At 45.6% G+C, this 22,609-nt stretch carries 21 protein-coding genes; 4 read left to right on the top strand and 17 right to left on the bottom strand.

From position 1 onward, the window contains the following. Nucleotides 1–75 precede the first annotated feature (75 nt). Together J2Z20_RS02305 and J2Z20_RS02300 are read left to right on the top strand one after the other, a co-directional pair. On the top strand, nt 76–1,317 hold the full coding sequence (locus J2Z20_RS02305) for a DNA polymerase IV (RefSeq protein ID WP_209844966.1): 1,242 nt from the start codon (nt 76–78) through the stop codon (nt 1,315–1,317). Continuing rightward, nucleotides 1,314–1,658 carry a YolD-like family protein gene (locus tag J2Z20_RS02300; protein ID WP_209844964.1) on the top strand — a complete coding sequence of 115 codons (345 nt, stop codon included), beginning with the start codon at nt 1,314–1,316 and terminating at the stop codon, nt 1,656–1,658. The genes J2Z20_RS02305 and J2Z20_RS02300 overlap by 4 nt, the downstream gene beginning before the upstream one ends. Before the next feature lie 82 nt (nt 1,659–1,740). On the opposite strand, the gene J2Z20_RS02295 is transcribed toward J2Z20_RS02300, so the two are convergent. Beyond that, nucleotides 1,741–3,057, bottom strand: a complete 1,317-nt coding sequence (locus J2Z20_RS02295; RefSeq protein WP_245251838.1) for an NCS2 family permease — start codon at nt 3,055–3,057, stop codon at nt 1,741–1,743. Between the two features lie 202 nt (nt 3,058–3,259). Between J2Z20_RS02295 and J2Z20_RS02290 the strand changes: the two genes are divergently transcribed. Next, complete coding sequence (locus J2Z20_RS02290; RefSeq protein ID WP_209844960.1) at nt 3,260–3,937, top strand: SOS response-associated peptidase; 678 nt, start codon at nt 3,260–3,262, stop codon at nt 3,935–3,937. A 74-nt stretch (nt 3,938–4,011) separates the two neighbouring features. On the opposite strand, the gene J2Z20_RS02285 is transcribed toward J2Z20_RS02290, so the two are convergent. From J2Z20_RS02285 to J2Z20_RS02265, 5 genes are all read right to left on the bottom strand, one after another. Further along, the gene (locus J2Z20_RS02285; protein WP_209844958.1) at nt 4,012–4,299 is read right to left on the bottom strand and encodes a stage VI sporulation protein F; all 288 of its coding nucleotides are present in this window, start codon (nt 4,297–4,299) and stop codon (nt 4,012–4,014) included. Between the two features lie 69 nt (nt 4,300–4,368). Beyond that, complete coding sequence (recG, locus tag J2Z20_RS02280) at nt 4,369–6,420, bottom strand: ATP-dependent DNA helicase RecG (RefSeq protein ID WP_209844957.1); 2,052 nt, start codon at nt 6,418–6,420, stop codon at nt 4,369–4,371. Nucleotides 6,421–6,437: 17 nt separating this feature from the next. Further along, nucleotides 6,438–7,295, bottom strand: a complete 858-nt coding sequence (locus tag J2Z20_RS02275) for a DegV family protein (protein WP_209844955.1) — start codon at nt 7,293–7,295, stop codon at nt 6,438–6,440. A 37-nt stretch (nt 7,296–7,332) separates the two neighbouring features. Next, a complete protein-coding gene (locus tag J2Z20_RS02270; RefSeq protein ID WP_209844953.1) occupies nt 7,333–9,108 on the bottom strand; it encodes a DAK2 domain-containing protein in 1,776 nt (591 codons plus the stop codon). Nucleotides 9,109–9,122: 14 nt separating this feature from the next. Beyond that, nucleotides 9,123–9,482 carry an Asp23/Gls24 family envelope stress response protein gene (locus tag J2Z20_RS02265; RefSeq protein ID WP_209844951.1) on the bottom strand — a complete coding sequence of 120 codons (360 nt, stop codon included), beginning with the start codon at nt 9,480–9,482 and terminating at the stop codon, nt 9,123–9,125. A 171-nt stretch (nt 9,483–9,653) separates the two neighbouring features. On the opposite strand from J2Z20_RS02265, the gene rpmB reads away from it, so the two are divergent. Then, nucleotides 9,654–9,842, top strand: a complete 189-nt coding sequence (rpmB, locus tag J2Z20_RS02260) for a 50S ribosomal protein L28 (RefSeq protein ID WP_081992147.1) — start codon at nt 9,654–9,656, stop codon at nt 9,840–9,842. A gap of 114 nt (nt 9,843–9,956) precedes the next feature. Here the strand turns inward: rpmB and spoVM are convergent, their stop codons facing one another. The 11 genes from spoVM to coaBC all read right to left on the bottom strand — a co-directional run bounded on the left by spoVM (nt 9,957) and on the right by coaBC (nt 22,515). Continuing rightward, nucleotides 9,957–10,037, bottom strand: a complete 81-nt coding sequence (gene spoVM, locus J2Z20_RS02255) for a stage V sporulation protein SpoVM (RefSeq protein WP_036696910.1) — start codon at nt 10,035–10,037, stop codon at nt 9,957–9,959. A gap of 184 nt (nt 10,038–10,221) precedes the next feature. After that, nucleotides 10,222–10,881: a ribulose-phosphate 3-epimerase gene (gene rpe, locus J2Z20_RS02250; protein ID WP_209844949.1), complete on the bottom strand. Its 660-nt coding sequence runs from the start codon at nt 10,879–10,881 to the stop codon at nt 10,222–10,224. A 5-nt stretch (nt 10,882–10,886) separates the two neighbouring features. Continuing rightward, nucleotides 10,887–11,783: a ribosome small subunit-dependent GTPase A gene (gene rsgA, locus J2Z20_RS02245; RefSeq protein ID WP_209844947.1), complete on the bottom strand. Its 897-nt coding sequence runs from the start codon at nt 11,781–11,783 to the stop codon at nt 10,887–10,889. A 42-nt stretch (nt 11,784–11,825) separates the two neighbouring features. Next, nucleotides 11,826–13,991, bottom strand: coding sequence for a Stk1 family PASTA domain-containing Ser/Thr kinase (gene pknB / locus J2Z20_RS02240; protein ID WP_209844945.1), 2,166 nt, complete (start codon nt 13,989–13,991; stop codon nt 11,826–11,828). Beyond that, complete coding sequence (locus tag J2Z20_RS02235; RefSeq protein WP_209844943.1) at nt 13,988–14,764, bottom strand: Stp1/IreP family PP2C-type Ser/Thr phosphatase; 777 nt, start codon at nt 14,762–14,764, stop codon at nt 13,988–13,990. The genes pknB and J2Z20_RS02235 overlap by 4 nt, the downstream gene beginning before the upstream one ends. A 6-nt stretch (nt 14,765–14,770) precedes the next feature. Further along, complete coding sequence (gene rlmN / locus J2Z20_RS02230) at nt 14,771–15,817, bottom strand: dual-specificity RNA methyltransferase RlmN (RefSeq protein WP_209844941.1); 1,047 nt, start codon at nt 15,815–15,817, stop codon at nt 14,771–14,773. A gap of 129 nt (nt 15,818–15,946) precedes the next feature. Beyond that, entirely contained in the window at nt 15,947–17,269 is a 1,323-nt protein-coding gene (gene rsmB, locus J2Z20_RS02225; protein WP_209844939.1) for a 16S rRNA (cytosine(967)-C(5))-methyltransferase RsmB, read from the bottom strand. Continuing rightward, nucleotides 17,266–18,207, bottom strand: a complete 942-nt coding sequence (gene fmt, locus J2Z20_RS02220) for a methionyl-tRNA formyltransferase (RefSeq protein WP_209844937.1) — start codon at nt 18,205–18,207, stop codon at nt 17,266–17,268. Before fmt ends, rsmB begins: the two co-directional genes overlap by 4 nt. 9 nt (nt 18,208–18,216) lie before the next feature. After that, nucleotides 18,217–18,699, bottom strand: a complete 483-nt coding sequence (gene def, locus J2Z20_RS02215; protein ID WP_209844935.1) for a peptide deformylase — start codon at nt 18,697–18,699, stop codon at nt 18,217–18,219. 58 nt (nt 18,700–18,757) lie between these two features. Beyond that, nucleotides 18,758–21,289 carry a primosomal protein N' gene (gene priA / locus J2Z20_RS02210; RefSeq protein ID WP_209844933.1) on the bottom strand — a complete coding sequence of 844 codons (2,532 nt, stop codon included), beginning with the start codon at nt 21,287–21,289 and terminating at the stop codon, nt 18,758–18,760. Continuing rightward, a complete protein-coding gene (coaBC, locus tag J2Z20_RS02205) occupies nt 21,289–22,515 on the bottom strand; it encodes a bifunctional phosphopantothenoylcysteine decarboxylase/phosphopantothenate--cysteine ligase CoaBC (protein ID WP_209844931.1) in 1,227 nt (408 codons plus the stop codon). Before coaBC ends, priA begins: the two co-directional genes overlap by 1 nt. Nucleotides 22,516–22,609: the final 94 nt, after the last annotated feature.

Raw genomic sequence — 22,609 nt, 5'->3', positions numbered from 1 at the left:
CGCTATTCTAGTTATAATAAGAACAAACGTTCTGTTTTTGTGTACTGCATTTATAAATTAAGGGAGCGAAGTCATATGCCAAAATCAAGCAGCCGCATCATTATGCTGGCAGACTGCCAATCCTTTTATGCCAGTGTAGAGAAGAGAGCCCATCCAGAATATGCGAACAAGCCGCTTGTCGTTGCCGGCGATCCCGCTAGGCGCTCGGGAATTATACTGGCCGCTTGCCCTCTAGCCAAGAGCTATGGTGTCACTACTGCAGAACGTCTTGGTGAGGCGCTCGCCAAATGCCCTGATCTGGTCGTCATTCGCCCGCGTATGGAAGAATATATTCGGGTATCGCTGCAGATTACTGAAATATTACAGTCCTATACCGACCTTGTTGAGCCTTACAGCATTGATGAACAGCATTTAGATGTAACGGGCAGTCTGAAGCTGTTCGGCAGTCCAGAAGATATTGCTCGCAGCATTCAGCAAAGAGTGATGCAGCAGACAGGGGTATACATCCGCGTAGGCATCAGCTCGTCTAAAGTGGTCAGCAAGATGGCCTGCGATATTTTCGCGAAGAAGAACGATACCGGCATTTTCACGCTGCCGCAGGAGGATCTGCCCTCTGTCCTATGGCCTCGTCCTGTTCATCAAATGTTCATGGTCGGCTCCCGTATGACGCGCCACTTATACCGTATGGGCATTCATACGATCGGTGATCTAGCGAACACCCCCCTCTCAAAACTGACTGCACGGTGGGGCGTCAATGGAGAGGTACTGTGGCGCATTGCTAGAGGAATCGACAACTCTCCCGTTATGCCTGGAACTTATACTCATCAGAAAGGTATAGGCCACCAAATGACCTTGCCTAGAGATTATCACACTTGGGAGGAGATTAAGATCGTGCTGCTTGAACTGTCAGAGCTTGTCTGCCAAAGATCGCGCAGCAAGGGACTCATGGGGAGCGTGGTAAGTGTAGGCTGCCGAGGAGCAGACTTTGATATGCCGACAGGCTTCTCTAGACAGATGAAAATTTCCGATCCGACCAACATTACTGATGAGGTGTACAAAGCCGCCTGCAGCTTGTTTTTGCGCCACTGGGACGGATTTCCGATTCGCAGCCTCGGCGTGTCACTGACCGATTTGAGCCCAGATACCACTTACCAACTCACTTGGTTTGACGGGCGCGAGAAGAAGCGGGAACTCGAAAAGACAACCGACGACCTTAAACGTAAATTCGGTGACACCGCCATTATGCGTGCATCTTCTCTGATGGCGGCTGGCCAAGCGAAAGACCGCTCCCACAAAATCGGAGGACATTACAAATGACCAAGAAACTGCAAGGCAATGGATTATTCGAATCTTCACGCATGATGCTGCCGGAGCACAGAGAAGCGTACCTTCAACATCAGCAGCGTATAGAGCGTCGCATTCGTCCAGAACTTGATTCGCAAGTCATTGAACATATCGAGCGTATACTGTCTCAATCACTGGACGGCGGAGCGCGCATTACGCTCACCCTTTGGAATGAGAGCGAAGATAAGAAGCTTAGCGGCAAAGTCATACAATTCGACAGCATAAGAGGAAGAATCCGCTTTGAGAGCGTCATCAGCCGCACTTGGATTCCCTTTAACCAAATTATTGGGGCTTCCGCAGAAGATGAATCATAAATACACAAAAAGCTGGAATACAGAGGAGATTAGTCACTCCCTTGTGATTCCAGCTTTTTTTCGATCAAATATACTGTAAATGTTAATGTGCTACGTAGATGAGCTGCAGCAAGAACAATACAGCAAAAATATACATAAGCGGGTGCACCGCTTTAAACTTACCTTTCACTAATTTCATTAGCGGATAAGAAATAAACCCAAGCGCAATACCTGTAGAAATACTAGAAGTTAGCGGCATCGTCAGAATGACGAGGAACGCTGGGAATGATTCATCGAAATCATCCCACTGAATATGCTTCACGTTGCTGAGCATGAGGCTGCCGACAACGATGAGCGCAGGAGCTGTAATCGATGACAGACCGGACACTGCGCTAATAAGCGGGCTGAAGAAAGCTGCGATGGCAAACAGTACAGCTACGACAACCGCTGTAAGTCCAGTTCTACCGCCAGCACCAACCCCTGAAGCAGACTCAATATAAGCCGTTGTCGGGCTTGTCCCGAACATAGAGCCGATTACGGTACCGATCGAATCAGAGAACATGGCACGTTCAGCACGAGGCAGCTTATTGTCTTTCATCAGTCCTGCTTGCTCAGCCACCCCGACAACCGTACCTGTCGTATCGAAGAGCGTAACGAGCAAGAATGAGAAGATGACCGCATACATGCTATGAGCAATGACATCTCCTGCCGCATGAACAGGGTTCCAAACAATAATCCCTTCAGGCAGTGAAGGGAAAGACAATACCCCTTTATCAAAGCTAAGCATGCCTGCAAAATAAGCAATAATTCCTGTAATGATCATCCCTATGAACAATGCCCCATTCACGTTAAGTGACAGAAGCACTAATGTCACTGCTAGCCCTACAAGCGCCAAAATTACGGACGGAGCATGTAAATTTCCGAGACCGACTAAGTTGGAAGGATTCGCCACAATAATACCGCTCATTCGAAGACCGATAAAAGCGATAAACAGACCGATACCGGCCGTAATCGCATGCTTCAAATTTACGGGAATAATCTCAATTAACTTGGAACGAAGTGTCGTTAAAGAGAGCAACAGGAACAATAGGCCAGCTATAAATACAGCTGACATTGCTTCCACATAGCTCATTCCAGGATGTGCTTGAACGACCGAATACGTAAAGTAAGCGTTAAGCCCCATACCTGGAGCGACCGCGATTGGATATTTAGCGAACAGCCCCATAAGCAGCGTACCGATGACAGCTGCAATAATTGTCGCTGTAAACCCTTGATGAAACGGGATGCCCGCATCCTTTAAAATAAGCGGGTTAACTACCATGATGTAGGCCATCGTGAAGAAGGTGGTCATCCCTGCGACCAATTCTGTTCTCACCGACGTACCTTTAGCTTTTAAATCAAACACGCAAAATGCCTCCATTTCTCTTGCTGCAAAATCACCCAAAAGTGTTACTTTGGTGACATACCTTATCCATTATAGCGATGATGCAGCGGATACACCAATGAAATTTTCATTTATTTCGAGCACAGCCATTTGTATCAAGGCATGAAAGAAGATATACTCATTTTCAGATAAAATATTCACGTAAAATTATAAATTTCAAGGAGGTTACGAAGGACAAATGTGCGGTCGCTTCACACTTACAGTATCGTTGGAACAACTGCTCGTTAGATACGATGTCCATATGACCTATTCAATCTCCTATCATCATCCCCAATATAATGTTGCTCCAACCCAGCAAGTGCTAGCCATTATCCATGACGGAACTAGGAATAGACTTGGCGAGCTGAAATGGGGACTTGTCCCTTCATGGGCCAAAGAGCCTGCTGTATCAGGCAAAATGATAAATGCACGCAGTGAAACACTCGCACACAAGCCGGCATTTAAGCTACCCTTTGAACGTAAGAGATGTATTATTCCAGCTGACAGCTTTTATGAATGGCAACTAACAGCCGAAAGCAAACAGCCTTATCGTATTGGGCTGAAGGACGGCGGTATATTCAGCTTAGCCGGACTGTACGATACATGGACTAACCCAGATGGAACAAAGCTCAGCTCATGCACAATAATAACAACGAGCGCCAATTCATTAATGGCTCCAATCCACGATCGGATGCCCGTCATTCTACCGCAGGAGGCCGAGGATGAATGGCTTCGAAGAGACAATCACAATATAGAGGCTCTTCAGCAGCTGCTTGTCCCTTACCCTGCGGAAGAAATGAAAGCTTATCCAGTAAGCACACTCGTCAACTCCGTCAAAAATAACAGTCCTGCATGCATCGAGGCGTTACCGTCATAAGCAGCGCACGCCAAAAAACTGCTGAGGTTCTCTGCCCAGCAGTTTTTCTGAAATGATGAGCCGCTCTAAGTACACTAACGGAACATACTCCACAGGCGAATAAGGTGAAGCGTGTTCTTTGGATCAATTTTTTGAGCAATCACAAATTGAATAATTTGCTCCTCTTGGGCTGCAGTCAGCTTTTCATTTAAGATGACCGCTGATGATTTAATAAGATTACGCACCTTGGTACGATCCTGCAAATCATATTTAGTTACCCCTTCAAGTGCCCGCTTCATCCGTTCCTTCGCTACAGGGTTCTTCATCTTCAGCTTGATTCGTTCAACAAGATCTGGACTTATGCCGTACTGATAATAACTCAAAGCCGATTGACACCTCCCGTCACAATTGGAGTCATTCTCCATTATATGACGGTGTGCATGTCCAAGTGCCTAATCGATCATTTCTCCTTGAAAGATTTGTTCCTGCTGTAAATATGCCCGAAGCGGTTCATAGGAAGGTGAAGTCCAGAAGAACTCATCGCCTACGAGCCGAGCCGCATCATCTCTTGCTTGTTCGAGCACAGCAAAATCAGAAACCATATCAGCTAGCCTGAATTCAGGAAGTCCGCTCTGTTTCGTCCCAAAAAAATCGCCTGGTCCACGAAGCTCCAAATCTCTTCTCGATACCTCAAAGCCGTCATCCGTCTCCGTCATCACCTTCATCCGCTCCTGACCGACCTCGGATTTAGGATCAGCAATGAGCACGCAATACGATTCATGCTGACCTCGTCCTACCCGGCCGCGAAGCTGATGCAACTGTGATAATCCAAATCGGTCCGCGTCCATAATGACCATTAAAGTCGCATTAGGTACGTCTACGCCGACTTCAACAACCGTCGTTGAAACGAGCAGCTGTACCTCGTTGTTATTAAAAGCACGCATCACTTCATCCTTCTCTGCTGCGCTCATCCGCCCATGAAGCAGTCCCACTTTATAGTTCGGGAACGCTTGCTGCATTTGAATGTGCAAATCAATCGCATTCTGTACGTCGAGCTTCTCTGACTCTTCGATGAGCGGAGTAATGAGATATGCCTGCCTTCCTTGATCTACTTCCCTCGAAATAAACCCAAGTACCCGATCCAGCATCTCATGCTTCACCCAGTAAGTCTTGATCGGCTTTCTCCCTTTCGGACGTTCGGAAATTGTCGACACATCCATATCGCCAAACGCAGTAATAGCCAGCGTACGCGGAATTGGAGTGGCAGTCATCGTCAGCACATCAGGATTAAACCCTTTACGCCGTAATATGCTTCGCTGATTGACGCCAAAACGGTGCTGCTCATCTGTGACGACGAGCCCAAGCTTGCGGAAATATACATCTTCTTGGATAAGCGCATGTGTACCTACGACAATATCGATAAGCCCCATCTGCAGTGATGCGAGTAAATCTTTACGTTTACGGCCTGTAACGCTCGAAGTAAGAAGTCCAATTGTAATGCCAAAAGGCTCGAACAATTTCTGGAGGGAACGCATATGCTGTTCCGCTAATATTTCCGTAGGCACCATAAGCGCCCCTTGAAAACCAGACTTCACTGTGGCATATAAAGCGATCGCTGCAATAACCGTTTTCCCCGAACCGACGTCACCTTGAAGCAGACGATTCATACTTGTTGGAGAACGCATATCGCGTAAAATTTCAAGCTCAACTTTTTTCTGAGCATCCGTTAGTTCAAATGGCAGACTGCGCACGAACTGCCGAATCGTCGCATTATCAACCTCGTGCTGAACTCCATCAACTCGCTCATGGTTAATCGCACGATAAGCAAGCAGTTTGAGCTGGAATAGGAACAATTCCTCGTAAACCATACGCCGTCTAGCCTCTTGACCTTCCCGGCTGTCTTGAGGCTGATGAATACGCAAAATAGCTTGCCGTCTTGGCATGAGATCATACTTGCGGATAAGTTCTTGAGGCAGAATCTCTGGGATCATATCACCAAACTGTTCCAATGCTTGTCCCATCGTTTTACGTATCCACGATTGCGTAATTTTGCCCCCAACAGAATATACGGGCTGCAGACTGCCGCTCCGCTGAATGCCCCGATCTGGAAACTCCGACTCCGATACGGTAAGCTGCATTCTACGCTGATCCCATTTACCTGTCAGTACAATTTCACGCCCGGCGGTAAGCTGATCCTTAAGAAAATGACGGTTGAACCAAGTCGCAGTGAACATCCACTGATCTGCAATCATTCTGCAGCTTAATCTCGATTTTCGGCCAAATCTTTGCAGTACAGGAACGCCTGCAATTTCCGCCTGTACCGTTACCTTCTCCCCATCCTTAATATCACTCAAGCTGCGAAGGCGATAATCTTCATATCGGAATGGAAAATATTCCAATAACTCTTTAACTGTAGAGATACCAAAGGCGTGAAGCTCCCCCTCTTTGAGAGCACTCACGCCGCGAACCTTGCTCACTGGAATTTGATCAATACTAGCAGTCATCTTAGAGGTCCCTTATCCTAGCTCGCAGGCCATATGAAGACGGCAATGGTTCCTTCACCAACATGAGAACCAATAACTGGACCTATATTCGTAAACACAACATCTTCAATCTCAAACTCACTTTGCAAATGAGTTAGATATTGCTCTGCAGAAGCTTGATTCGCGGTATGCCCGATAGCAACGTGCAGTTTTTTGCCGTCAAAATGTTGTTTAAATAATTCGATCGTACGTGCTACAGCCTTTTTATGACCACGCACTTTCTCTACAGCGTAAATAATACCTTCATCGTCGATGGAAAGAATAGGTTTAATATTAAGCAATGTACCAATCATTGCGGCTGCTTTACCGATTCGTCCGCCTTTTTGCAAATATTCAAGCGTATCTACGAGGAAATACAGCTTACGCTCTTTCTTGAACTTCTCAACAACAGCCACAATCTCTTCCACAGATTTACCTTCAGCAGCAAGTCTAGCTGCTTCAACAACCATCTGACCGTATCCGTAAGATGCAGACAATGAATCGATAGCTGTGATGTCTACGTCAGCCTCGACCATAGTTGCAGCTAACCGAGCGGATTGATAAGTACCACTCATCCCTGACGAGAGATGAATGGATACAATCGGACTTCCTGGATATTTCTTAGCAATTTGTTCATATGCATCTACATATACAGCAGGTGCAGGTTGGGAAGTTGTCGGCAACGTCGAAGATTGGCGCAGTTTGGCATAAAACTCAGCCGCTGTAATGTCGACACCGTCCATAAACGTCTGATCTCCAAACACTAACTGCAGCGGCACGACTTGAATATTATATTTCTGCACAAGCTCATCTGGAATGTCAGCCGTACTGTCTGTCATAATTACAACTTTACTCATGAATAACAGCCCCTTCACCCATCATTTTTTTCAACCTTTACGCTTCCACTGAAAATAAATAATAGTAAATCGGTTGGCCGCCATCATGAACTTCCAATTCTACTCCTGGATATTGCTGCTCCAGCCAAGCCGCAAGATTAGAAGTCTCATCAGGTTTAGCGTCTTCTCCCGCAATGATCGTAACGACTTCATCACCATTTTGAATCATCTTCGAGAGTAACTCTTTACAAGTTGTAATCAGCTGTTCTTCTGTGGCTACAATTTTAGAATTTTCAATACCAATGTAGTTGCCTGCTTTAATTTCCAGTCCATCTAATTGCGTGTCGCGAACCGCGTACGTCACTTGTCCAGACTTCACATGGCTAATCGCTTGCAGCATATTGTCCGTGTTCACTTCTATATCTTCTTCCTCTTGGAAAGCGAATGCTGCAGCAATCCCTTGCGGAATGCTCTTGCTCGGAATGACCGTTACACTGCGCTCATCTTCAAGCAAATCACGAGCTTGCTGTGCTGCAAGTACGATGTTCGAGTTGTTCGGCAAAATATAAATGTGCTGCGCCGAAATAGAGCGTACTGCATTCACAAAATCCTCTGTGCTCGGGTTCATCGTCTGACCGCCTGACAATACAACATCTATACCTAAGCTCTTGAATATGTCTGTAATCCCTTGTCCGGAAGCAACTGCGATGAAGCCGTAAGGCGCAATTTCATCGGCTGGCGGCTCTGCAGGATCAGCTGCTTTCACCTGTTCCATCGGAATTTCCGCGAACACTTCAGGCATTGGCGCACTATCCATTCCTGTAGCTAATAATTCACGATGCTGCTCTCTCATGTTAAGAATGTGAATTTGCGTAATTTCACCGTATTGAAGCGCCAAATTAAGCACCTCACCAGGAGCTTTAGAATGAACATGGACTTTTATAATTTCATCATCGGCAATGACAATGATAGAATCTCCATTTTTTGACAGCGCTTTCCGGAATTGCTCTTCATCAAATGCAGCCCCTTTAATTTCACCAATCTGCCGGTTAATGAAAAATTCCATATCATACAAAAATTCAATGTCTTCTGTATGAAGTCTGGATTGTGCTGATTGAGGCAGATCAGAAGCAACCGGCATTTTAACTTGTGCCGTTGGCGCTGCAACTGCTTGGGCTTGTCCCGATACAGCGTATGAACCTGTTGAGACCGGCGTTCCATTTTCTAAATAATGCATAAATCCTTCATAAATATAAACAAGACCTTGTCCGCCGGAATCTACTACGCCTACTTGTTTAAGTACAGGCAGCAATTCAGGTGTATGAGTTAACGCTTCCTTTGCCTTGGCTAATACTTCGCCCATCAATTCAATCATATCCGTCGTGCGGCGAGCATAGAATACAGCATGTTTAGCCGCTTCTTTGGCGACAGTGAGAATTGTGCCCTCTACCGGCTTAACAACCGCTTTATACGCCGTATCTACACCGCTTTGGAGAGCTGCTGCAAACTGAGTTGTATTTAATTCCTCGTACTGGGCTGCATAACGGCTGAAACCACGGAATAATTGAGATAAAATAACGCCTGAGTTCCCCCGTGCACCCATAAGAAGTCCTTTAGACAATGTAACTGCAGCATCGCCAAGACTTTTAGATGTGTTTTTTTTCAATTCAGTCACACCAGCGGTCATCGTCAAATTCATGTTTGTCCCTGTATCACCATCAGGTACCGGAAAAACATTTAGGGAATTGACGTGTTCCGCATGCGAATGTAACCGCTCTGCTCCGGCTAACACCATGGCCGTAAATTCTGTTCCATTGATAGAACGCTTACTCAAAAGAATTCCCCTTCCTAGCTTGATACACGAACACCCTGTACCAAGATGTTCACTGTGTTCACCTGTAGACCAATAATTTCATTTAGAACGTACTTCACTTTTTGTTGGATATTGTGGGCAACCTCGGATATTTTGGTTCCATAACTGACGATAATATATAGATCAACTTCGATCATATTATTTTCTAATCGAACTTCCACACCGCGAGCTAAATTTTCACGCCCTAGTAATTCAGCAATACCGTCTTTCAATTGTTTACGGCTTGCCATGCCTACAAGTCCATAACATTCCATGGCAGCTGATCCTGCGATCACCGCTACCACTTCGTTCGCTACGTTTACTTTACCATATTCCGTATTTAGTTCAATAGCCATGAGGCTTTCACCCCTCCTCTGATGTATTATGGACTAATCAACATTGTACTATAAGAGAAGCGAGAAATAAATAAAGTTTTTAGATTGGTTGACGAAGGTTTTTTTGCTGTGATATTATATTTAAGTATTGTTTCATGCAGGTGTTTTTTGAACAAGGAGGTGTAATTATCTATGTCTCGCAAATGTTATGTGACAGGTAAAAAACCTGGAAGTGGTAACCATGTATCTCACGCTAACAATCGTAACCGTCGTTCTTGGGGCGTAAACGTGCAAAAAGTTCGGATCTTGGTTGACGGAAAACCAAAACGTGTCTATGTCAGCACTCGGGCATTGAAGTCTGGTAAAGTGACTCGCGTGTAACGAAATGAGCATATAAACAAAAAGCACCTTATTCGTGGAGGTGCTTTTTTAATGCCTTTTTTGAGAGATATACGCCTGTCAGTCTCATCAGCAGTCCGAAGGCTTCTCTCTCATTTAACTTTTATTAAATGTGTTCAAGATTGCCTTCACAAATCCTCCTAGAAATTTAGGCAGCTTGAATGTGTAAAATTTCATGCTTCACCCTCCCCATCACTCTCATGTACCAAGTATATGCACCGAGCCTTTTGGTGTGTGTTAATCCATAAAAAAATGACTACATGAGAACCCTGCTCATGTAATCATGTTTATGCACGTAAAGCATGCCCTATACCATAATACAAGTGTCTAAATTAGTGCAACATCATAAATAGAATTATTTTTATTTCGCGCAGCTGTTTCTAATTTCCGCAATGGCCGCAGCACGATCCTCTTTTCCGAAAATAGCACTCCCCGCAACAAGAACATTGGCACCAGCATTTACAACAAGAGGTGCAGTCTCTGCCGTAATACCGCCGTCTACCTCAATTAAGAGATCAGGCATTTGAAGCTCACCCGCAAGCTGACGTAGCTCCTTAATTTTACGCAATGTGCGAGGAATAAATGCTTGTCCCCCGAATCCAGGATTTACGGTCATGACGAGAACCATATCCAAATCTTCGAGCACTTCGGTTACTGCGGACACTGGAGTACCCGGGTTAATGGCTACCCCCGCTTTAACGCCCAGCTCTTTAATCATATGAACGACACGGTGCAAATGTGTGCATGCTTCCGCATGAACGGTAATGAACGATGCACCGGCTTTAGCGAATGCAGGAATATATTGTTCAGGATTATCAATCATTAAATGAACATCGAGTGGAATCGTTGTATACGGTTTTACCGCATCCATAACGAGTGGACCAAATGTTAAGTTAGGGACAAAGTGTCCGTCCATCACATCGATATGAATAAAGTCTGCTCCGCCTTGCGTCACTTCTGCAACTTCCGGCCCTAGTTTTCCAAAATCTGCTGATAAAATGGATGGCGCGATGTTAATCATGCTTGTTAATACCTCCGCTTCTTCTCTTTCATTTCATTGTAAAATTGAACATAATGCTCATAGCGGCTCTCCGCTATCTTTCCTTCTTCTTTGGCCTTAATAACCTGACATCCAGGTTCATGAAGGTGACTGCAGCCTCTGAACTTGCATTCAGAAGCATACGGTACAAATTCACGGAAACAGGAGGAGAGCTCTTCTACTCCGAGTTCCAAAAAATCAAGCTGGCTAAAGCCTGGCGTATCCGCAATATAGCCCCCATTTTCAAGCTCTATTAATTCTACGTGCCGAGTCGTATGCTTACCGCGTCCAAGCTTCATACTAATCGCACTCGTTTCGAGTTCTAAACCTAGCATAGCATTTAACAGTGACGATTTGCCAACACCGGATTGTCCGGAAAATACACTGATTTCACCAGCCAATCGATTCTTAAGCTCATCTTTCCCTTCACCTGTCACGGAACTTGTGACGATCACCTCGTACCCGATCTCACGATACTGCTTCGCTACTTGCTCAGCAATATGGTCTTGATCCTCATGAAGCAAATCAGCCTTCGTTAAACAGATCAATGCGTTCAGTCCAGCATGCTCAATATGGACAAGAAACTTGTCCAAAAGCTGCAAATTCATATCAGGTTCTCGCAACGAGAAAAGGAGGACGGCAAGCCGAGCATTCGCAATCGGCGGCCTAATGAGTTCCGACTCTCGTGGTAAAATTCCATCCACTGTTCCTTCCCCATTTTCAGTCAGTGAATAAATAACGCGGTCCCCCACCAAAGGGGAGACGCCTCTCTTCTTAAATATACCGCGCGCTCTACATTGAACAATGGTTTTGGTGGGAGCGGCTTCCTCGGGCTTCACATAATAATATCCGCTCAGAGCCTTAACGATTAGACCTTCTGGCATTCATTGCTGTCCTCACTTTCTGTGTAAATCTGTAGTATTCGGCTAATGTTTCGAGTCAGATCTAGCTTTCACAAATCCACCCTTTGAATGCTTCTTATCCTTAGGGTTATCATTACCAGGAATGATGGCCGTATCATGGTTACTATTGGCGTTATAGTCTCCAAGACCTGTCGGCGGTGTGCCGTTATCATCAGGAGGAGTATCCGTCTGCGGCTCCACTGTTGGAATAACTACTGTTTCTTCTTTAGCATCTCTATACGAGATTGGGTACGTGTCGTAAAATTGACCATCCCGATATACAGAAACAACGGCATCTTTGTTTGGTGCCAGCACTAAATCAATCGAGAAAATTTCTGTCGTTGAAATGGTGCGTGTGCCCCACTCTTGATTTTCGCCCCGCGCATCCGTATATACAATCCGAATCTTGCTAGGTGTGCCCTCTTGAGCTGGAGCTACTGGCAAATTGAACGTATAATTTAGCGCCTCAGGAGGGTAACCTGAGCTAATGAACAGCGTCACCTCAGACCCCGGAGTAACCGCTGTATTCGGCTCATACGGCCACTGCTTCACAACCTTGCCTGCTTCCTGAGTAAAGCTCGGCTCTTCCTTGATTCCATCATCAGCAAGCACTAAGCCTAATTCTTTAATTTTGGCCTCTGCTTCTTCTTTAGACATACCTACTAGATTCGGCATATTAACCGATTCTTGTCCCTTGCTGATCGTTAACTTGATTTGAACGGATGCTGGATCAAATTCCTCGTTCACACCAGGCGTTTGAGAAATCACTTTACCCGCTTCGGTCTCACTGTATTCACTAGTCTGTGTAATTTGATTTTCCTTAATATCTAGTAGATATAAAGCTTTAGTCGCTTCCTCGTACGTCATCCCCTTCAGATCAGGCATCTTCGTAAGAGGCTTCTCCATACTGACAGACAATTGAATGATCGATCCCTTTTTCACCTTAGTTCCAGCAGGCTTGCTCTGATCAAAGACAACACCAGGAGCAAAGCCTTCTTTATATTGCCTGATGACCTTATCGTCCACTTCAATTCCTGCTTCTGTCAGCATCTTACGGGCTTGATCTTCTTGCACATTAACGACATTTGGCACTTCCACGTCAGGAACAACAAGTTCTGTTTTTACATACCAAACGACACCAAGCATAATGCCTAGGAACAACAAAGTCACACCTACCCATATTGTAGGCTTGACCCAAGGTTTTCCCCGTTTTGGCTGAGCATCTTTATGACCTGTATCCATTTTCTCGCTCGAATCCGCAGCCGTTGACGCTTCAGAGACCCTAGGCATTTGCGGCTTAATTGCAGGAACAACGCGAGTTTGATCCGTATCATCATGATCCGAAAACGTAATTTTCGGTTCATGAAGGCGATCTGGCAGGAGGCATGTGTCCAAATCAAGGAGCATTTCCTTCGCCGACTGGTATCGCTCGTTCGGATTTTTACGCATCGATTTTAGAATAATATTTTCCACGCTTTGCGGGATCAATGGGTTCACTGCGCGCGGCTCTTCAAATTGCTCCTGAAGGTGCTTCAAAGCAACGCTGATCGGACTTTCACCGAGAAAAGGCAGACGTGCGGTTAACATTTGATATAAAACGATACCTAAAGAATACAAGTCCGATTTCTCACCCGTAGCTACTCCTTTTGCATGCTCAGGTGAAAAATAATGCACCGACCCAACTACAGAACCAGTCTGCGTAATCGTTGTAGATGTAACGGCCCTGGCAATACCGAAATCAGTAACTTTCACTCGTCCGTTTCTACCAATTAATATATTATGCGGTTTAATATCTCGATGAATTATTTGATTCTGATGGGCATGATCGAGCGCATCACAAATTTGTGATGCAATTCGCACAGCTTCTTCTACTTGCAAAGGTGCCCGCTCTTTTATAATTTCGTTAAGATTCTGACCTTCTACACATTCCATAACAATATAATGGATATCATCTTCTTGACCTACATCATAAATACTTACCACATTAGGATGCGACAGCGATGCGGCCGACTGCGCTTCGCGCCGAAAGCGTCGAATGAATTCTTCATCGTGTACGAACTGTTGACGCAGAACTTTAATAGCGACATTACGATTCAATAAAATATCATGAGCTTTATAGACAAGGGCCATTCCGCCGCCGCCAATACGTTCAATAATTTCATATCGACCGCCTAATTGGTATCCGATCATGAATTCCACCCCTTCATACCTAGATCGGCAGTCTCCTCTACGACTTCAAACAAGGCCACAGTAATGTTATCGTCGCCTCCGGCATGCAGCGCAAGCTGAAGCAATCGTTCCGCTTTGGCTTCCAAAGAAAGCTCTTGTAAGGCTATTACCTGTGCCATCTGAGCAGTTGATAACAGATTGCTTAGACCGTCGCTACATAGCAGAAGCACTTCACCTGGATTCAAGGCAACATGATCAAAATCAATCGTCACTTCCAAATCTGTACCCAGCGCTCTAGTAATCACATTGCGATGCGGATGATAATCCGCTTGTTCTTGGCTAATTTGCCCATTTTTAAGCAGCTCATTTACAAGAGTATGATCTTCTGTTAACTGAATAATTTCTTCTCTCTTCACTTTGTAAGCACGGCTATCGCCAACATGACCAATAACACCTGTGCCGCCCTGCAGCAGAACCGCTACAACAGTTGTACCCATGTTATAATACTGCTCATCTTGAGAAGCTTTCGTATAAATGACCTCATTAGCATGCATAATGGCATCACTTAATGCTGCTTTGCAAGCATCTAAGGACAATCCGGCTTCTAAGGAAGAAAGATCTGCAGCGATCGTTTCGACAGCTAACCGGCTGGCGATATCTCCAGCCTGATGTCCACCCATACCATCCGCTACAATGCCAAGCGTATAACCGTGTTCTAAGCTATTAATCCAAGAAGAATCTTCATTCTTAGAACGCACGCGTCCTACATCACTGACATGAACTGCTTTGATCAAATTTACTCACCTCGCACTAGACTCCATATGCTTCGCTCGCAATTGTCCGCAAGCTGCGGCAATGTCATGGCCCTGTTCCCGGCGTATCGTAACGTTAATTCCTTTATCCGCGAGAATGCGCTGGAATTGGAAGATGTCATTCCGTGAAGTCCGTACATATTTACGTTCAGGCACGTAGTTAACAGGAATTAAATTCACATGACAGAGCATGTCTTTAATTACACTCGCAAGCTCTTCAGCATGTTCCGGCTGATCGTTCACTCCGCCGATTAACGCATATTCAAAAGTAATGCGGCGGCCTGTTTTCGCTATATAATACCGCAAAGCTTCCATCACTTCAGCAAAAGGAAAACGGCGGTTAACCGGCATTAACTTCGAGCGAAGCGCATCGTTCGGCGCATGAATCGAAATTGCCAAATTAATTTGTGTGTTCTCATCTGCAAATTTATAAATGCTCGGAACAATTCCGCTTGTCGATACAGTAATATGACGTTGTCCGATATTTAGCCCTTTTTCGTGAATCATAATGCGCAAAAATTTCATCGTTGCATCATAGTTCTCGAACGGCTCACCAGTACCCATAATAACAATGCTGCTGACACGCTCGCCGACTTTATCAAGAATGCGCTGAGCTTCAACCACTTGAGCGACTATTTCGCCCGCGGTTAAGTTCCTTTTCAATCCGCCTAGAGTCGATGCGCAGAAAGTACAGCCGACTCTGCATCCAACTTGTGTCGTTACGCAAATACTATTGCCATAGTTATGTTTCATAATAACGGTCTCGATGGCGTGATCATCATGCAGTCCGAACAGAAATTTCACTGTGCCGTCCTTGGATTCAAACCTTGTAATTTCACTCAGCGTTACGAAGCTGAATTGATCGTTCAATTTTTGACGCAGCCCTTTCGATAGGTTCGTCATCTCATCGAAAGAAGTTACTCTTTTTACATACAGCCAATCAAATATTTGTTCGCCGCGAAACGCAGGCTCTCCGTTCTCTTTCGCCCAATCTTGGAGCTCTTCTAGTGAATAGTCATATATAAAAGGTTTCATATTCTCACACCTATTCTTTCTATTTCATTTACGTTATTGTATCTCATTCGTCCTATTTTAGCACAAATGAAAGCGATGATAAAAGAGGGAAACCCGCGGCGATTACAACCTGCGGGTTCACAAGGCTTATTATGCTTTCTGAATACGAGCAATAAAGAATCCATCAGAATGATGCTGATGCGGCAAAATCTGCTCGAATGTTGCCTTAAATTGAGGGTGTTCCTCAATGAAACGATTTACAATTGCCTCATTTTCATCCTTTTCAATTGTACAGGTACTGTATACGAGCACACCTTCTGGACGAAGCAGCGTAGAGACGGATTGCAACAATTCATACTGCAAAGCTGAAATATCTTTAATATCTTCGGGAGTCTTTGCCCATTTCAAGTCCGGCTTCCGGCGTATAACGCCAAAACCAGAGCACGGGGCATCAAGCAATATCCGATCAAACGATTGAGGAGCGTATTGTTTCGCTAATGTCAGCGCATCGCTTACCGTCGTTTCAACACTCGTAAGACCGAGCCGCTTAACCTGCTCATCAATCAACTTCTTCTTATGAGGATGAACATCGTTCGCAATAATTTGCCCTTCATCGTTCATCTTCTCAGCCATATGAGTTGTCTTACCTCCAGGAGCTGCGCAGCAGTCAAGCACGCGCATTCCCGGCTGAGGCGCAACTCTCTCTGCAACAAGCATTGAACTTTCATCCTGAATCGAGAATAACCCTTGTTTATACCAGTTCGTAAGCGCCATATTGCCGCCAGATAGAACTACGATGCCGTCCTTAGACAGCGTAGAAGGAACCACCTCACACCCCGCTTCTGTCATCTGTTCCATGAGCGCGTCACGATTCGTCTTCAAAGTATTCACACGAACACTTACTGCAGGTGGCTCGTTATTAGCTTTGCAAATCTCCTCTGCCGTTTCTTCTCCGTATTGCTTAATCCAGCGTGCTACTAGCCACTCAGGATGGGAATGCTCGAGAGCAATACGTTTGGCTACAGGTAAGTTGTCAGGCAACACAAGCTCGTCCTTCCGGCGGAGTACATTTCGCAGTACACCATTGACCATGCCTGATATCCCTTGATGACCGCGCCGTTTTGCGATGTTTACCGCCTCATTCACAGCCGCGTGCGCAGGAATCCTGTCCAAATAATGAAGCTGATAAAAGCTAAGGCGCAGCAGGCCCCGTACCCAAGGTTGCAACTTACGTACTCCTTTGTTCACAAATGTATCTAGAAAATAATCGATTGTATTCAGTCTTGAGATGGTACCATACACAAGCTCTGTGGCGAGTCCTGCATCCGCTTTGGATAGCTCGGCGTACTGCAAATATTGATTCAGCAGCAAATTACTATAAGCGCCTTCCTCTTCCACTTTGGTGAGCACATCAAGAGCGGTCTCTCTAGCTGTCGGTTTAGTCCCCTTGACTTTATAGCTCTTCCCGCTCACGTAAGCACCGTTCCCTTCTTCATCGACGTTCCTCGAATAAACTGCTCAGCATCCATCACTTTTTTGCCTGCAGGCTGTACCTTGGTCAGCCATACAGAGCCGTCTCCGCTCTTAACTTCAATGCCTTGATCTGTCAAGGAAAGAACCGTTCCCGGCACTTCAGAACTTGCCGCAGGCGTATATGTACCAGGCTTCTTCACTGCCCATACTTTGAACACTTCGCCTTCCCACAGAGTAAAGCCGCCGGAAAAAGGAACGAGCCCGCGTACTTGGTTGTAAATGTCGCGGGAAGTTTTCGACCAATCTATTTTTTCATCCTCGCGAGTTAAGTTTTTAGCATAGGTTGCTTCACTGTCATCTTGAGGTGTTCTCGTCACACGACCTGCAATTAAGTCAGGCAATGTTGCCTTCAGAAGTTCAGCTCCCGCATAGCTTAGTTTCTCAAACATCGTACCAGATGTATCTTCATCTTCAATAGGCACGACCGTACGGGTAATCATATCTCCTGTATCGAGCCCTTCAGCCATGTACATAATCGTAATGCCAGTCTCCGTCTCGCCATTGATAATGGCACGTTGAATCGGAGCGCCGCCGCGATATTTAGGTAAGAGCGAACCGTGGACGTTAATACATCCTAGCCGCGGCAGATCGAGAATATCTTTAGGTATAATTTGCCCGTACGCAGCCGTTATAATTAGATCGGGCTTCAAGGCCGCGACTTCTGCGATCGCTTCCGGACTGCGCATGCGCTGCGGTTGAAGCACGGGCAAGCCGTGCTTTAACGCAACTTCTTTGACAGGAGTAGGCATGAGCACTTTCTTACGTCCTTGTGGACGATCCGGCTGTGTGACTACACCCACGATGTTATATCCTTCTTCGATAAGCATTTCAAGAGAAGGAACGGCAAATGCCGGTGTTCCCATAAAAACGATATTCATGCTCCCAAGTCACTCCCTCACCGGACGATCGTTAGTGACAGGATATACCTTCTCTGCGATGTCCGTAAACAATACTCCGTTCAAATGATCAATTTCATGTTGGAAGCACCGTGCGAGAAGATCCGTTCCCGTAATCGTAATTTCATTGCCATTACGGTCTAATCCTTTGACTGTTACTTTAAAAGCGCGACGCACTTCTCCATTTAACCCTGGAATACTAAGGCATCCTTCAGGTCCAAGCTGTTCGCCCTCTTGATCTATAATTTCAGGGTTGATGAGTTCAATCAAGCCGTGCTCATCACCCACATCTACAACGATGATACGTTTGAGAATGCCAACTTGCGGAGCTGCCAAGCCCACACCATCTGCATCATACATTGTTTCCGCCATATCTGTTAGTAATTTTTGAACATTTGGCGTGATTTTAGTCACTTCTTTTGCAACCTTATGAAGCACTTGATCAGGTTCTTTAACGATTAATCGAATTGCCATATATGGACACCATCCTCAGAGCTTTAAATTTATCTGCTTTATTTATTTATATGATGACTTACATTAACATTTGCGGATCGACATCAATACTAATCTGAAAATGGGCGTCATGAACTGAGTTTTCGATCTCAGACGCCACTTGTTTTGTTAATTCGACAGCATCGATGTCTCCACGACATTTTATCATACATTGAAATCTGTATCTATTTTTAATTCTCGGAATAGGAGATGCGACCGGTCCCAGCACTTCCAGTGCGGCACTCGTCAGTCGATCCAGGCCCCCGTACCATCCTAATTTTCTCGCTTTAGCTTGCAGCTCTGTAGAGAAATTTTCTGCCATCCGTACAACGAGCGGCAATTTTTCATGAGAGAAAGTGACGAGAATCAGCCTGCAATATGGCGGATAACTAAGCGCCATACGGTGTTTCAGCTCTTCACGAACAAAATTAGAATAATCGTGTCTGCTGGCATGGATAATTGAATAATGATCCGGTGTATAAGATTGAATAAACACCTCACCCGGCAAATGATGCCTGCCCGCTCTGCCCGCAACTTGCGTCAGCAGCTGAAATGTCTTCTCTGCAGCTCTGAAATCTGGCAAGTTCAGTGCCGAGTCAGCTGTAATGACACCGACGAGCGTTACATCAGGGAAATCGAGTCCCTTCGCCACCATCTGTGTTCCAAGGAGAACATCTGCTTTTTTCTCTCGAAACTGGTTTAAAAGCCGCTCATGAGACCCTTTCTCTGTTGTTGTATCCACATCCATCCGTATGACGCGGATTCCAGGGAACAGCTTCGCAAGTTCTTCCTCAACCCGCTGAGTACCTGTTCCGAAGTAACGAATATGTTCGCTTCCGCAATCTGGGCAAATCGCTGGAGCAGGAGCAGCATAACCGCAATAATGGCAGCGCATGTTGTTCGATTTTTGATGATAGGTTAGTGAGATATCACATTCTGGACAGCTCGCCACATAACCGCATGTGCGGCACATCACAAACGTAGAGTAACCGCGGCGGTTTAACAGCAGCACCATCTGTTCACCGCGCTCAAGTCTAGCAGCAATTCCTTGATGAAGTTTGCGGCTGAACATCGAGCGATTGCCGTCACGCAGTTCATTACGCATATCAATAATATGGACTTCAGGAAGATTGCTGCCAAGAGCACGGCTGTGCATCTCCAGCAAGATTGGAGCAAACTCTGAATTACTCTGTGATCTAGCCGCGTAGTAGCTCTCTAGTGAAGGAGTAGCTGAGCCCAGGATGACCACTGCTCCGTGCTGATGTGCTCTCTTAATCGCCACGTCTCTAGCATGATATTTCGGACTCTCCTCTTGCTTATAAGAAGTCTCATGCTCTTCATCCATAATTATAAGTCCTAGATTGGTAAAAGGAGCAAATACCGCCGAACGTGCACCAATAGCAACTTGAACTTTACCCTCGCGGATTTTGCGCCATTCATCATAACGTTCTCCTCCGGACAAGCGGCTGTGCAGGACAGCTACCCTAGAACCAAAACGCCCCTTGAATCGCTCAACCATTTGCGGCGTAAGCGAGATTTCAGGAACCATAACGATCGCTTGTCGTCCGAGAGAGAGACAGCGTTCAATTGTCTGTAAATATATTTCCGTCTTACCGCTGCCTGTTACACCATGAAGTAAATATGCCCCATAATTGAGTGTATTTAACCCCCGTGTGATTGAATCAAAGACAGTCTGTTGCTCCTTAGTAAGCGGAAGGGGTGACGTAGGCTTAAACTTCCGTCCTTTATAAGGATCGCGGAACACTTCCACTTCCTCGATCTTCACATAGCCCTTCTCTTCCAAAGCTTTGACTGTTCCAGCCGTCACTTGCAGAACCGACATCACTTCTTTTAGAGTCATTGGAAAGTTCATTTCCAGCAAAAACTGCAGCACTTCCTTCTGCCGACGCGCTTTTGCTGAAAATGACTGAAGAACTTGCTCCGTTTCATTCTCACTCACATTGAGAATAACGGTTTTCAGCGTCTTCTTCTGCACTTTGTCGCGAATGTTCTGTGTTTCTTGAAGAACACCCCTCCGAATGAGTGATTTAATAATGCCTGCTTGCTCAGGATATCGGCTGCTTAACTGTTCCATGCGAACAGGTCCATTCTGGCGGATAAACCCAACAATAATCCGCTCCCATTGTTCTTCCTCACGCGTTTTCGGGATGAGAAGCAGGTCACTTTCTTCTTCCTCGTCCAGGTCGCTCTCCTCTGACACGCTTACATATCTTTCTGCTTTCCCTTTTAGGGCAGACGGAATCATCGCCTGGAGCGCAGTCATTTCATGACAGGCATATTTCTCGCTCATCCAGCTTGCCAGCTCAACTAAATCAGGCGGAAGCGGCGGCACTAAATCAAGCAGCTCTTGAATAGGCTTCATCTTGGAAATATCCATCTCAGGTTTATCATGCAGAGATACAACGAAGCCTTGAACCGTCCGATGACCGAAAGGAACACCGACACGACTCCCCACTTCAATCCAATCTCGCATCGATTCAGGTATGAGGTAGTCAAAAGGCCGATTCGTTCCTTTGCTTGGCACATCGACGATAACTCTTGCCATTTCCATTATGAAGACACCTCTGCCATTCGGTCAGCTGCAATGAGCAGCAGACGTCTTGCCACTTCTTCTTTGGGCAAAAGAGACAACTGCTCTACAAGACCATTCTTATCAAAAATGAAAACACTATTCGTGTCCGTACCAAATCCCGCTCCATCTTGCGTTACATCGTTGGCTACAAGCAAATCGCAATTTTTACGATGAAGCTTATCAATCGCATATTTCTCTACATCATTCGTTTCTGCAGCAAATCCGATTAAAAACTGATTTTTTTTCTTAGACCCCAAAGTTTCAAGAATATCGATCGTTTTTACAAGTTCGAGCGTCATTTCACTTCCGCTCTTTTTCATTTTTTGATCGACTTTATTTTTGGGACGATAATCAGCAACAGCCGCAGCTTTGACTAGCAGATCTGTCTGCTCCCAAACTTCCATAACCGCTTCATACATATCCTGTGCTGACTGAACCTTAGTAACAGTAATACCTTCTGGAATTTCAACCTGAGTATTACCTGCAATAAGATGTACGTGCGCGCCCATATCTCGGGCTGCTTTCGCAATAGCAATCCCCATTTTGCCAGAGGAGTCATTGGTAATGTAACGTACAGGATCAATTCGTTCAACCGTTCCGCCTGCGGTAACCACTACTTTTTTCCCTTGAAGACGAGCCTTTTCAGCCGAAATTTGTTCCCTATTCTCAAAGAAGCGCTCGATCACTTGCACAATAGTCTCTGGTTCTTCCAGCCGGCCTTTGCCAACATATCCGCATGCAAGGAGTCCTTCGCCAGGTTCGATCATAGATACACCGCGTGAAACAAGCTTCATCATATTATCCATCACGGCAGGATGCTGGTACATATGGACGTTCATTGCTGGAGCAACCATAATGGGAGCTGTCGTTGCAAGCAGTGTCGTCGATAACATATCGTCAGCAAGGCCATGAGCCATCTTAGCAATGATATTCGCTGTCGCCGGCGCAACGATAATAAGATCTGCAAGGTCAGCTAAGTGAATATGCGACACAACCGAAGGTTCCCGCTCATCGAAAGTGTCCGTATATACCGGATTGCGAGATATCGTCTGCATCGTGAGCTCCGTAATAAAGCGCGTTGCTGATGATGTCATAATGACATGAACGTCCGCCCCCTTTTGGACAAGTTTACTGCAGAGCGAAGCCGCTTTATAGGCAGCGATGCCGCCTGTAACACCGAGTACGATTTTTTTACCGTTCAACATGCGAATGAATCCCCCTTTTCATGTGCAAGCACAGAAAAAAATAACAACCTTTCGGTTGTCGTAAAGTAGCCCGGAGGCGTATAAATGATGTTGC

It is taken from the genome of Paenibacillus sediminis (assembly GCF_017873765.1).
Lineage (GTDB): Bacteria > Bacillota > Bacilli > Paenibacillales > Paenibacillaceae > Paenibacillus_AG > Paenibacillus_AG sediminis.
This window is presented reverse-complemented; position numbering and strand designations above follow the sequence as displayed.

What these genes read in the sequence shown, in the direction of transcription:
- J2Z20_RS02305 (WP_209844966.1), top strand. Translation starts at nt 76, where the DNA reads ATGCCAAAATCAAGCAGCCGCATCATTATGCTGGCAGACTGCCAATCC.
- J2Z20_RS02300 (WP_209844964.1), top strand. Translation starts at nt 1,314, where the DNA reads ATGACCAAGAAACTGCAAGGCAATGGATTATTCGAATCTTCACGCATG.
- J2Z20_RS02295 (WP_245251838.1), bottom strand. Translation starts at nt 3,057, where the DNA reads ATGGAGGCATTTTGCGTGTTTGATTTAAAAGCTAAAGGTACGTCGGTG.
- J2Z20_RS02290 (WP_209844960.1), top strand. Translation starts at nt 3,260, where the DNA reads ATGTGCGGTCGCTTCACACTTACAGTATCGTTGGAACAACTGCTCGTT.
- recG (WP_209844957.1), bottom strand. Translation starts at nt 6,420, where the DNA reads ATGACTGCTAGTATTGATCAAATTCCAGTGAGCAAGGTTCGCGGCGTG.
- J2Z20_RS02275 (WP_209844955.1), bottom strand. Translation starts at nt 7,295, where the DNA reads ATGAGTAAAGTTGTAATTATGACAGACAGTACGGCTGACATTCCAGAT.
- J2Z20_RS02265 (WP_209844951.1), bottom strand. Translation starts at nt 9,482, where the DNA reads ATGGCTATTGAACTAAATACGGAATATGGTAAAGTAAACGTAGCGAAC.
- rpmB (WP_081992147.1), top strand. Translation starts at nt 9,654, where the DNA reads ATGTCTCGCAAATGTTATGTGACAGGTAAAAAACCTGGAAGTGGTAAC.
- spoVM (WP_036696910.1), bottom strand. Translation starts at nt 10,037, where the DNA reads ATGAAATTTTACACATTCAAGCTGCCTAAATTTCTAGGAGGATTTGTG.
- rpe (WP_209844949.1), bottom strand. Translation starts at nt 10,881, where the DNA reads ATGATTAACATCGCGCCATCCATTTTATCAGCAGATTTTGGAAAACTA.
- rsgA (WP_209844947.1), bottom strand. Translation starts at nt 11,783, where the DNA reads ATGCCAGAAGGTCTAATCGTTAAGGCTCTGAGCGGATATTATTATGTG.
- pknB (WP_209844945.1), bottom strand. Translation starts at nt 13,991, where the DNA reads ATGATCGGATACCAATTAGGCGGTCGATATGAAATTATTGAACGTATT.
- rlmN (WP_209844941.1), bottom strand. Translation starts at nt 15,817, where the DNA reads ATGAAACCTTTTATATATGACTATTCACTAGAAGAGCTCCAAGATTGG.
- fmt (WP_209844937.1), bottom strand. Translation starts at nt 18,207, where the DNA reads ATGAATATCGTTTTTATGGGAACACCGGCATTTGCCGTTCCTTCTCTT.
- def (WP_209844935.1), bottom strand. Translation starts at nt 18,699, where the DNA reads ATGGCAATTCGATTAATCGTTAAAGAACCTGATCAAGTGCTTCATAAG.
- priA (WP_209844933.1), bottom strand. Translation starts at nt 21,289, where the DNA reads ATGGAAATGGCAAGAGTTATCGTCGATGTGCCAAGCAAAGGAACGAAT.
- coaBC (WP_209844931.1), bottom strand. Translation starts at nt 22,515, where the DNA reads ATGTTGAACGGTAAAAAAATCGTACTCGGTGTTACAGGCGGCATCGCT.